Origin of the sequence: Herbaspirillum sp. SJZ106 (assembly GCF_006715495.1) — a bacterium.
In the GTDB taxonomy this organism is placed as follows: Bacteria; Pseudomonadota; Gammaproteobacteria; order Burkholderiales; family Burkholderiaceae_D; genus Herbaspirillum.
This window is the reverse complement of sequence record NZ_VFNI01000004.1, coordinates 56,311-66,914: the sequence shown is the minus strand read 5'-3', so window position 1 is coordinate 66,914 and position 10,604 is coordinate 56,311. Positions and strand designations below refer to the sequence as shown.

Here is a 10,604-nt window from a genome sequence, read left to right as displayed (position 1 = left end):
CTGCCTTTTCGGCTTTCTCGACCCTTTCCGGTTTCTCCGGGCGCTCGGCCTTGTCGAGCAGGTCGCCCTTGAGCGGCTTGGCGCTGGCGCCGCGCTCGGCGGCATCCGGGCGCTGGCCCTTGGCCGGCGGTTCTGCCCGCTCCGGGGCATCCGGCTGGATGGTGGCGATGCCGGCCAGCTTGAGCTGGGTCGTGCGCGCGCGCGGCTTGCGGCTGGCCGACGGAGTCTTGACCAATGCCTGCTGGACCGCTTCCAGCGCCAGCTTGGCGGCTGCCTGTTCGCCGGCACGGCGGCTGCCGCCGGTGCCGAAGACCTGGATCTCCAGCTTGGGCACCAGGCATTCGATCTCGAACTCCTGGTTATGGGCCGCACCGTGGGTGGCGATGACGTTGTATTGCGGCAGCGGGATCTTCTTGCCTTGCAGGAACTCCTGCAGCAGAGTCTTGGCATCCTTGCCCAGGGTTCGCGGGTCGACGTGTTCCAGTACCGGCAGGTACAGTGCGCGGATCACCGCGCATGCCGCGTCGAAACCGGAATCAAGGAAGATCGCGCCGAACAGCGCTTCCAGCGTGTCGGCCAAAATCGACGGGCGGCGGAAACCGCCCGATTTGAGCTCGCCCTCGCCCAGGCGCAGGAACTGCGACAGCTCAAGCCGCTGGGCGATTTCATAGAGGGATTGCTGCTTGACCAGGTTGGCGCGCAAGCGCGACAGATCGCCTTCGTCGATCTTTTCATAACGATCGAACAACAGTGAGGCCACCACGCAGTTCAGCACCGAATCGCCAAGGAATTCCAGCCGCTCATTATGCAAAGCGCTATGGCTACGGTGCGTCAAGGCCTGCTGCAGCAAAGAAGCGTCCTTGAAGTTGTGGCCTAGCCGATGTTGCAAGAGTTGAGGATCCATTTTCTCATCCGTCATTCAGGCTCGCCGTCCGTGTGGCGCGCAAGGCGCTGCGCACATCGGCCCAGCCTGATTAGTCAGCGGGATCGGTTCAAAGCAAAGCTGAAAACTGCTCCGGTCTGCCTCCACAATGCAAAAATGCCCAATGGAAACTGCTTAGAACCTGCCCGCTCTCCACTTGGGAGAGCGAGCAGGTTCTTACCAGGATGCGGCGCGCCTTACTTGAAGCTGCCGATCCGCTTTAAGTCGCCCAGATTCATCCAGACGAAGAATGCTTTTCCGACAATGTTCCGGTCGGGGACAAACCCCCAGTAACGGCTGTCCAGGCTGTTGTCCCGGTTGTCGCCCATCATGAAGTATTCGCCCTGCGGCACCGTGCAGGCAAAGCCTTCGGCGTTATAGGTGCACAGCTCGTGATGCGGGAAGGCATCCGGGTTGGGTACGAAATTCGGGGCACGCTCATCCGTCAGGATCTTGTGCTCCACGCCGGTCAGGTTTTCCTGCCACTGCTTATAGTACGTCAGATTTTCTTCATCCAGATAATCCGGCAGCGGTTTATAAGAAATTTCTTCACCATTCACCGTTAAGCGCTTGTTTTTATAGACTATTTTGTCACCAGGCACGCCTACAACACGTTTGATGTAATCGACCGTTGTGTCCTTCGGATATTTAAAGACCATGACGTCGCCGCGCTGGGGATCGTTGATCTCGATGATCTTTTTGTTGATGATCGGCAGGCGGATGCCGTAGGTGTATTTGTTCACCAGGATCAGGTCGCCCACCAGCAGCGTCGGCACCATCGAGCTGGATGGAATCTTGAACGGCTCGTACAGGAACGAGCGCAGGCAAAACACCAGTGCGATCACCGGGAAGAAGCTGCCGGAATATTCGATCCATGCCGGCTGCTTGAGCAGCTTGGCCTGGAGGTCGGCGCGGCCGCTGGCCACATTGCCTTCGCGCTTGATGCCTTCGGCGTTGTCGCGCGCCACGCGGGCGTCGAACTCGGCCAATGCCGCATCGGCGCGGGCGCGGCGCTGCTTGGAAAGGAAGAACACGTCGGCAAACCAGACCACGCCGGTCACCAACATCAAGACGAACAGAATCAGTGCGAAGTTACCCAACAATGCCTGCATGTTATTTCTCATCCACTTGTAAGATTGCCAGGAACGCTTCCTGCGGAATTTCCACCGAGCCGACTTGCTTCATCCGCTTCTTGCCGGCCTTCTGCTTTTCCAGCAGCTTGCGCTTGCGCGAGATGTCGCCGCCGTAGCACTTGGCCAGCACGTTCTTGCGCATCGCCTTGACGTTCTCGCGCGAGATGATGGTGGCGCCGATGGCGGCCTGGATCGCCACATCGAACATCTGGCGCGGAATCAGCTCGCGCATCTTGGCCGCCACTTGGCGGCCGCGGTGCTGGGCGGCGGCGCGGTGCACGATGATGGCCAGCGCATCGACCTTCTCGCTGTTGATCAGCATGTCGACCTTGACCACATCGGCCGCGCGGTATTCCTTGAACTCGTAGTCCATCGAGGCGTAGCCGCGCGAAGTCGACTTGAGGCGGTCGAAGAAGTCGAGCACGATCTCGGCCATCGGCATTTCGTAGGTCAGCTGCACCTGCTTGCCGTGGTAGCTCATGTTGGTCTGGACGCCGCGCTTTTGCGTGCATAGCGTGATGACCGAGCCGACATACTCCTGCGGCATGTACAGGTTGACCGTGACGATCGGCTCGCGCACTTCCTCGATCTTGGAGACTTCCGGCATCTTCGACGGGTTGTCCACCATCAGCAAAGTGCCGTCGCGCTGCTGCACCTCGTACACCACGGTCGGCGCGGTGGTGATCAGGTCCATGTCGAATTCGCGCTCCAGGCGCTCCTGCACGATTTCCATGTGCAGCAAGCCCAGGAAGCCGCAGCGGAAACCGAAGCCGAGCGCCTGCGAGACTTCCGGCTCGTACATCAGGGCGGCGTCGTTGAGCTTCAACTTTTCCAGCGAGTCGCGCAGCGCGTCGTATTGGTTGGCCTCGACCGGGAACAGGCCGGCGAACACCTGCGGCTGCACTTCCTTGAAGCCAGGCAACGGCGCCGCGGCCGGCTTGCCTGCCAGCGTCACGGTATCGCCCACCTTGGCCGACTTGAGTTCCTTGATGCCGGCGATGACGAAGCCCACCTGCCCTGCTGTGAGCGCATCGCGCGATTGCGACTTGGGCGTGAACACGCCGATGCTTTCGGTCAGGTGCTGGGCGCCGGTGGCCATGAACAGGATCTTGTCCTTGGGACGCAAGGTGCCGTTGACGATGCGCACCAGCATCACCACACCGACGTAATTGTCGAACCAGGAATCGATGATCAAGGCCTGCAACGGCGCATCGGCGTCGCCCTTGGGCGCCGGCACCTTGGCGACGATGGCTTCGAGCACGTCTTCCACGCCCAGGCCGGTCTTGGCCGAGCACGGCGTGGCGTCGGAAGCGTCGATGCCGATGACTTCCTCGATCTCGCTCTTGGCGTTGTCCGGATCGGCCGACGGCAGGTCGATCTTGTTCAACACCGGCACCACTTCCACGCCGAGATCCAGCGCGGTGTAGCAGTTGGCAACCGTCTGCGCTTCCACGCCCTGCGAGGCATCCACCACCAGCAACGCGCCCTCGCAGGCGGACAGCGAACGGCTGACTTCGTAGCTGAAGTCGACGTGTCCCGGGGTATCGATCAGGTTGAGGTTGTAGACCTGCCCATCCTTGGCCTTGTACGACAATGCGGCGGTCTGCGCCTTGATGGTGATGCCGCGCTCGCGCTCGATATCCATCGAATCCAGCACCTGCGCTTCCATTTCACGGTTGGAGAGGCCTCCACACAGCTGGATGATGCGATCGGCCAAGGTGGATTTGCCGTGGTCGATGTGGGCGATGATCGAGAAATTACGAATATTGTTCATTAACAGACAGGTAACGATAAAAAAAGGCGCTCTGTAGCGGGAGCAGTCCCAGCCGAGCGCCTTTGCAACAGCTTGTTCGACCCGGCATTTTACCGGATTTCAGAGGGAGAATCGCGTCTTTCCTGGTCGCCCCGGACATTCCCGCCAGCGCTGCCTGTGCTCTTTGCGGATGAAAAATCCTATCGCGCATCGGCGCCTGGGGCGTCGAAACCATCGATAAAGGCCTGCAAGCGAGATTCATCCAGAAAATAATGGCAAAGTTGCAACCATTGACCATCACGCTGCTGCGCCATCAGCACCGGCACCAGTTCGTCATAGCGCGCCACCAAGCTAGCATCCGCATCGACATCCACCATCTCGATATCGGCCGCACGGCCGCAAAGCCTGGCCTGCAAGGCTTGGCGCAAGTCATCGCACAGATGGCAATAACTGCGGGAATAAATCACGAAACGAAGCGTATCGGCCATCTTGCCTCTTGCCCACCCGGTTCAGACAATAAAAAAGGGCTGCAAACCACGCTGTGCAGCCCTTGCGCCGACGGCGCGCTTTTGCCTGTCGGCCTTAGTTGCCGCCGTTAGGCCGCAGCGGCACGAATTGCGATGAATCTCCACGACGGATCAATACCGCCGCGCGCTTCTTGGGATCCAGCTTGGCCACCAATTGGTTGAATTGCTTGGCGTCCCTGATATCGACGTCGTTGAGGCGCTGCACGACATCGCCGGGACGGATACCCGCGGCAGCGGCGGCGCCGCTTGCCGCTTCAACCAGCACGCCGTTGTCCGCCTTGAGTTCCTTCTTCTGCGCCTCGGAGAGATCGCTGACGACCAGGCCCAGCGCATTCGGGGTGTTGTCCGGCTTGGCCTTCTTCTCGTCAGCCGACTTGGCCGGCTTGTCGGCCTCCAGCTCCACCACGGTCACGCTGACGTCGCGCGCGCTGCCCTTGCGCCAGATATTCACGGTCGCCTTGGCGCCCGGCTTGGTGGCGCCGACCATGCGCGGCAGGTCGCTCGGCCGCTCGATGGCGGCGCCGTTGTATTTCAGGATGATGTCACCGGCTTCCAGGCCGGCCTTCGCGGCCGGGCCATCCGGCTCGACGCGCTGCACCAGCGCGCCTTGCGCACGCGCCAGGCCGAGCGACTCGGCCACATCCTTGGTGACTTCGCCAATTTGCACGCCGATGCGTCCGCGCGTGACGCGGCCGCTGGCTTTCAATTGCTCGGCCACACGCAGCGCCTCATCGATGGGCACCGCGAACGAGATGCCCATGAAGCCGCCCGAGCGGCTGTAGATCTGCGAATTGATGCCGATCACCTCGCCCTTGAGGTTGATCAACGGGCCGCCCGAGTTGCCGGGATTGACCGCCACGTCGGTCTGGATCAGCGGCAGGTAATCGCCGGTATCGCGCGCCTTGGCCGAAACGATGCCGGCCGTCACGGTGTTTTCCAGGCCGAACGGCGAACCGATCGCCAGCACCCACTCGCCGGCGCGGATCTTGTCGGAGTCGCCCATCGCCAGGCGCGGCAGGTTGCTGCCGTCGATCTTCAGCACGGCAACGTCGGTGCGGGTATCGGCGCCAACGATCTTGGCCTTGAATTCACGCTTGTCGGTCAGCGTCACATAAACGTCGCTGGCGCCATCCACTACGTGGGCGTTGGTCAGGATAAAACCGTCCGCCGAAATGATGAAACCGGATCCTACGCCACGCGGCACCTCTTCCTGCTGGCCTTGGCCACCCTGCCTGCCATTGCCGCGGGGTGTGCCCGGTTGCTGCTGGCGCGGAATGGGAATACCGAAGAAACGGCGGAAAAATTCCTGCATCTCGGGGTCGTCGATGCCCCCTTGCGCCTGGCCGCCATTACGCACACGTTCGGTGGTGCGAATGTTGACCACGCCTGGACCGGTGCGGTCGACGATATCGGCAAAATCGGGCAACGCCGCCACGCTTGGCGCCACCACGGCCGGCGGCGCGGATATTGCGGGAACGGCCACAAAAACAGAGGCTGCCAGCAGTGAGCAACCGACGATGGTTTTCTTCAGTGATGTCATTGCAACGTTCTCTTCTATTTGGTTTTTAGCTCGATCGAATCAGAAACCTGGCGGATCGCGGCAGCAGGTACTTCCCCCACCACAGTCAGCCAGTAATCGCCTTGGCGCCGGCCGACGATATTCAGCGCTCCTTGCTGGATTGCCCCCTCATTACGATTCTGGCCGCCAGCTTCGATAAACACCGAAATGGCTGCCAGTCCGTCGGAAAACACGATCTGCGATACTTCACGCTCGGCCGCCCGGCTCTGGGCCGGCGACGCACCCTCGCCAGCCGTATCGGAAATCAGCCTGCGCACTTCCTGGATCTTGCGAAATCCCGGCGGCGGCGTGACGTTCCAGCCCGACAGGTCAACCGAACTCATCGCGGCCTTCTCAATGCGCCAGCCACGCGTATCGGCATAGCTGGGACGTATCCGCGCACGGTCGATGGGGCCGATTTCAATCTGGGTAAAGGAAATCTGCTCGACCACGTCCCCCTTGCCGTCCAGCGTCTGCGCCCGCAGCAGCAGGCCGGAACTCTTGTCGGCCCAGAAGCGGTAACCATAACGCAGCTTGTCCTTGGGCTCCAGCACGATCGCCTGGCAATCCCGGCCGGCCACCCGCTCATCCCCGCCCATGCTCAGATTGTAATGGTTGACCAGGTCTTCCGGGTTGGCGCCCAAAATGGCGGGGAAAACATCGCGCGTGACGCGTTTTTCGACCAGGACCGTCTTGGCGTCCGGAATATAGCAGGCGACATCATCGTTGTTGCGGAGATATTCACGCGGCTTGCCGTCCAGCACTTCGAGCTTTTCCAGTTCGCTCTTGCCGGCCAGGATGTGCGTAATGCGTGAAGTACGCATCTGGCTGGCTTGCTGATAGACGAAAGTCCCCGAGTAACTGAGGCGCTGCGCCGCGGACTGGATCTTCTTCAGCTGTGCCCGGGCTGCCTCCGAGGAAGCCGATGGCGCCGTGGCCGGTGGTGGCGTACTGTCCGCAGCTTGGGCGGACAGTACGAGTAAGGCGGAGAGAAATGGAAGTAGCCTGAGCAAACGCCCTGTTCGCCGCATATTATTTATCGGCGCCAACCGAGAAGGCGGCAGAACGTGCATATTGCGCCGAACTGTACGATGGCGAGAAGCGCTGGTGGGCGAAGAGGTAATCGTCGATGCGCGGATCGCGCTTGACTTCACCTTGCTGGGCCAGCGTGCTCAACTGGGTGACGTTTTGCGCACCGTCCGCCGCCGCGCCGCCAGCCGACACAGTAGAAAGCGCCGACGGCACGATGACCGGCGCGACGGCGACCTGCACCGGGGAAGCCCCGGAATCGGCAGTCACGACAGCCTGCTGCGGCATCGCCACGAATACGGCAGCCACGACAGCGGCAGCCGCGGCGGCGCCCGGCAGGAAAAAGCGGTTCCGGCCACGCGGGCGCACCGCTTGGTGATCGCCGTTGGCAGCCACGGACGACACTGCCGCAACCGCCCTCGTCACGTCCGCAGACGCCTGGGGCGCCACGATCGCAGGTTCCGCGTCCAGCAAGGCGCTCATTTTGGCCGAAAAGCCGGCACTCAACGAGATGTCCATTTCTTCGGAGCGCAGGACATCCCCGATCTGGTGGTAGACCTCCCAGGCTTCACGTCCATCTTGCGACGAACGCAAAGCCGCGAGGGCAATAGTCATCTCTTCAGAACTCAGCTCGCCATCGGCAAGCGTAGAGATCTGTTCTCTGGTTGTTACTTTGGCATCCATAAGCAGTCACCCGGCAAAAATCTTAGTTCCATACCCGCTTTATTATTTTGCTTCTTATCAACAACATTGCCAGCAGCGTCACCAGCGCTTGTCTGCTGCCGTATCCAGCAACGGACGCAACTTCTCGGCGATTGCCTCGCGCGCACGAAAAATCCGGCTGCGCACGGTGCCGATCAGACAATTCATCGCATCTGCAATCTCGTCGTAGCTCAACCCCTCGATCTCGCGCAGCGTGATGGCAGTACGTAATTCTTCCGGCAATGCCTCCATCGCCACGTTGACCGTCTGCGCAATCTGCTTGGTGGCCAACATCGACTCAGGAGTGTTGATGTCCCTTAGGTGATCTCCATCGTCAAAAGTTTCCGCTTCTTCAGCGTCCGCTTCCGTAGAAGTTGGAGCTCGCCTTCCCAAAGTGACGAGATAATTTTTCGCGGTATTGATGCCGATGCGATAAAGCCAGGTATAAAAGGCCGAGTCGCCGCGAAATTGCGGCAGCGCGCGGTAAGCCTTGATAAAAGCTTCCTGCACTACGTCCTCGGCCTCCGCCTGGTCGCGCACGAGCCGCGACACCAGGCGCATCAGCTTGCGTTGATACTTGACCACCAATAGCTCGAACGCCTTCTTGTCGCCACGCTGGACGCGCTCAACAAGCAGCTGGTCTATTTCGCGTTCTGTCGTCAAACCGGATTCCTTGTTCTTTTATCGCCTTGTTTTTCTGTGGCTATTGCCCTCAATCAGATGATTCCGATTTGGCAATTTTCAAGCTTTATCGACCTATTTTTCCAGCATCTGGGCTTTGGCCATATTGTGGCTGATCAACCAGCGACATGCCACGGACAGCGCCCTGAATGTATCCTCGGAGACAGAGTCCGACAAGATCGGGATGGTGCGGGTCTTGCCATTTTCCAGGCGCAGGCGCAAAAACAGCATGCCAGGCCAAACCGTGGTGCCAGCCAGCAGCTGGGCCAGGCCGGCCTTCATTACCTGCGGCTTGGCCCGGGCACTACTGCTGCTGATGAGATGTTCCACAACGCGGATCTGGCCGGTAGCGGATATATGCAGCCAGATGGTCTTGCGGCCACGCAAGACAAGATACAGTGCAACGGCCGCAGCGATAAGACAAACTGCCGCCAGCATGCCGCGCAGCGGCCAGGAAAGTTGTCCCGGCAGCAATAGGCACACCGCAACGCCGATCAACGCCACGCACAGGCAGGCGAAGGCCATGACCAGCAAAAGCAAACGGGAAGGTTTGATATCCGCAGAGACTGCTATGGTCGACATAAGACGCCATCAAAATGACAAACCCGGCTTTCACCTGAAAGCCGGGCACAGCATTTTACATCTTGCCGATAACCAGTGTACCGTTGGTGCCACCGAAGCCGAAAGAGTTCTTTACAGCAATATCGATTTTCAGATCACGCGCCTGATTCGCACAATAATCAAGATCGCACTCCGGATCCTGATTGACGATGTTCATCGTCGGCGGCGAGATCTGGTGATGCACAGCCAGGACCGTCAGCACCGTTTCCAGGCCGCCGGCGCCGCCCAGCAGGTGGCCGGTCATCGACTTGGTCGAATTGACCACCATCTTGTAGGCGTGGTCACCGAACGCGGCCTTGATCGCCTCGGTTTCATTCTTGTCGCCCAGCGGGGTCGAGGTACCGTGCGCATTCAGGTACTGCACCTCATCCGGATTGACGCCGGCGTCGCGCAGCGCGTTGAGCACGCAACGGCGCGGGCCATCCAGGTTCGGCGCGGTCATATGGTAGGCATCGCCGCTCATGCCGAAGCCCAGCAGCTCGGCATAGATCGTCGCGCCGCGCGCCTTGGCATGCTCATACTCTTCGAGCACCATCACGCCGGCGCCTTCGCCCAGCACGAAGCCGTCGCGATCCTTGTCCCACGGGCGGGACGCGGTGGCGGGATCATCGTTGCGGGTCGACAGCGCGCGCGCCGAGGCAAAGCCGCCGATGCCCAGCGGCGAAACGCTGGACTCGGCGCCGCCGGCGATCATCACGTCGGCATCGCCGTACATGATCATGCGCGCGGATGCGCCGATGCAATGCAAACCGGTGGTGCAAGCGGTCACGATGGCCAGGTTGGGGCCCTTCATGCCGTACTTGATCGACAGGTTGCCGGAGATCATGTTGATGATCGAGGCCGGGATGAAGAACGGGCTGATGCGGCGCGGGCCGCGGTTGGTCAGCTCCGCATGGGTTTCTTCGATCAGGGGCAGGCCACCGATACCGGAACCGATCATGACGCCGATACGCTCGGCATTCTCGTCCGTTACCGTCAAACCACTGTTTTCAATGGCCTGGATACCGGCTGCCATCCCATAATGGATGAATGTATCCATGTGACGCGCTTCTTTGGCGGGGATGTAATCCTCGATATTGAAGCCCTTCACCTCACCCGCAAAGTGCGTGGTGAATGGCGAAGCGTCGAACTTGGTGATGGTGGCGATGCCGGACTTGCCTTCCTTGATGGCACTCCACGTATCGGCGATATTGTTGCCGACAGGTGAAATGCACCCCAGGCCGGTAATGACTACACGACGTTCACGAGTGCGGCTCAAGCAATTCTCCTACAAACTGGGTCCAAAGCCCTTATCAGGCCTTGACTTGCGACTTGGCGTAGTCGATCGCCTGTTGCACGGTGGTGATCTTCTCTGCCTGCTCGTCAGGGATTTCCATTTCGAACTCATCTTCCAGGGCCATGACCAGCTCGACGGTGTCGAGGGAGTCAGCGCCCAGGTCGTCAACGAACGACGATTCGTTCTTGATGTCGGCTTCAGCGACGCCCAGTTGCTCAGCGACGATCTTCTTAACGCGTTGTTCGATATCGGACATATTGTTCCTCCAGAGGGATAGATAGGTTACAAAAGTGCGCGCATTTTAGCAGGTTTGCGCGGGGAAAATTTACTTTTAACTATTCTCGGCAAGATTGCGCCAAGTCCAGCTTAACTTCAAACAAAATGCGCCAAAAGGATTCAGAT

General features: G+C 60.1%; 11 protein-coding genes. All 11 read right to left on the bottom strand.

Translation table 11 applies throughout. The features are described from left to right. Positions 1-904 (bottom strand): ribonuclease III (gene rnc, locus FB598_RS13395; RefSeq protein WP_141916098.1); only part of this gene is annotated, 904 nt, incomplete at its 3' end. Positions 905-1,119: 215 nt separating this feature from the next. After that, positions 1,120-2,034: a signal peptidase I gene (gene lepB / locus FB598_RS13390; protein WP_141915903.1), complete on the bottom strand. Its 915-nt coding sequence runs from the start codon at positions 2,032-2,034 to the stop codon at positions 1,120-1,122. 1 nt (position 2,035) lies between these two features. Then, complete coding sequence (gene lepA / locus FB598_RS13385) at positions 2,036-3,829, bottom strand: translation elongation factor 4 (RefSeq protein WP_141915906.1); 1,794 nt, start codon at positions 3,827-3,829, stop codon at positions 2,036-2,038. 179 nt (positions 3,830-4,008) lie between these two features. Then, positions 4,009-4,296 (bottom strand): glutaredoxin family protein, encoded by a 288-nt coding sequence (locus tag FB598_RS13380; RefSeq protein ID WP_141915908.1) that lies wholly within the window; start codon positions 4,294-4,296, stop codon positions 4,009-4,011. A gap of 94 nt (positions 4,297-4,390) precedes the next feature. Beyond that, positions 4,391-5,875 carry a DegQ family serine endoprotease gene (locus FB598_RS13375; protein ID WP_141915911.1) on the bottom strand — a complete coding sequence of 495 codons (1,485 nt, stop codon included), beginning with the start codon at positions 5,873-5,875 and terminating at the stop codon, positions 4,391-4,393. Between the two features lie 14 nt (positions 5,876-5,889). Continuing rightward, entirely contained in the window at positions 5,890-6,924 is a 1,035-nt protein-coding gene (locus FB598_RS13370; protein WP_141915913.1) for a MucB/RseB C-terminal domain-containing protein, read from the bottom strand. Between the two features lies 1 nt (position 6,925). Beyond that, positions 6,926-7,606 carry a sigma-E factor negative regulatory protein gene (locus FB598_RS13365; protein WP_141915916.1) on the bottom strand — a complete coding sequence of 227 codons (681 nt, stop codon included), beginning with the start codon at positions 7,604-7,606 and terminating at the stop codon, positions 6,926-6,928. 78 nt (positions 7,607-7,684) lie between these two features. Continuing rightward, a complete protein-coding gene (gene rpoE / locus FB598_RS13360; protein ID WP_141920750.1) occupies positions 7,685-8,287 on the bottom strand; it encodes an RNA polymerase sigma factor RpoE in 603 nt (200 codons plus the stop codon). 93 nt (positions 8,288-8,380) lie between these two features. Next, positions 8,381-8,887, bottom strand: coding sequence for a protein YgfX (locus FB598_RS13355; protein WP_141915919.1), 507 nt, complete (start codon positions 8,885-8,887; stop codon positions 8,381-8,383). Between the two features lie 55 nt (positions 8,888-8,942). Continuing rightward, the gene (gene fabF, locus FB598_RS13350) at positions 8,943-10,184 is read right to left on the bottom strand and encodes a beta-ketoacyl-ACP synthase II (RefSeq protein ID WP_141915922.1); all 1,242 of its coding nucleotides are present in this window, start codon (positions 10,182-10,184) and stop codon (positions 8,943-8,945) included. Positions 10,185-10,218: 34 nt separating this feature from the next. Next, the gene (acpP, locus tag FB598_RS13345) at positions 10,219-10,458 is read right to left on the bottom strand and encodes an acyl carrier protein (RefSeq protein ID WP_006463505.1); all 240 of its coding nucleotides are present in this window, start codon (positions 10,456-10,458) and stop codon (positions 10,219-10,221) included. Positions 10,459-10,604 lie beyond the last annotated feature (146 nt).

Coding starts and splice junctions, on each gene's coding strand:
- FB598_RS13370 (WP_141915913.1), bottom strand. CDS start 6,924: ATGCGGCGAACAGGGCGTTTGCTCAGGCTACTTCCATTTCTCTCCGCC.
- FB598_RS13355 (WP_141915919.1), bottom strand. CDS start 8,887: ATGTCGACCATAGCAGTCTCTGCGGATATCAAACCTTCCCGTTTGCTT.
- lepB (WP_141915903.1), bottom strand. CDS start 2,034: ATGCAGGCATTGTTGGGTAACTTCGCACTGATTCTGTTCGTCTTGATG.
- FB598_RS13375 (WP_141915911.1), bottom strand. CDS start 5,875: ATGACATCACTGAAGAAAACCATCGTCGGTTGCTCACTGCTGGCAGCC.
- FB598_RS13365 (WP_141915916.1), bottom strand. CDS start 7,606: ATGGATGCCAAAGTAACAACCAGAGAACAGATCTCTACGCTTGCCGAT.
- lepA (WP_141915906.1), bottom strand. CDS start 3,829: ATGAACAATATTCGTAATTTCTCGATCATCGCCCACATCGACCACGGC.
- acpP (WP_006463505.1), bottom strand. CDS start 10,458: ATGTCCGATATCGAACAACGCGTTAAGAAGATCGTCGCTGAGCAACTG.
- FB598_RS13380 (WP_141915908.1), bottom strand. CDS start 4,296: ATGGCCGATACGCTTCGTTTCGTGATTTATTCCCGCAGTTATTGCCAT.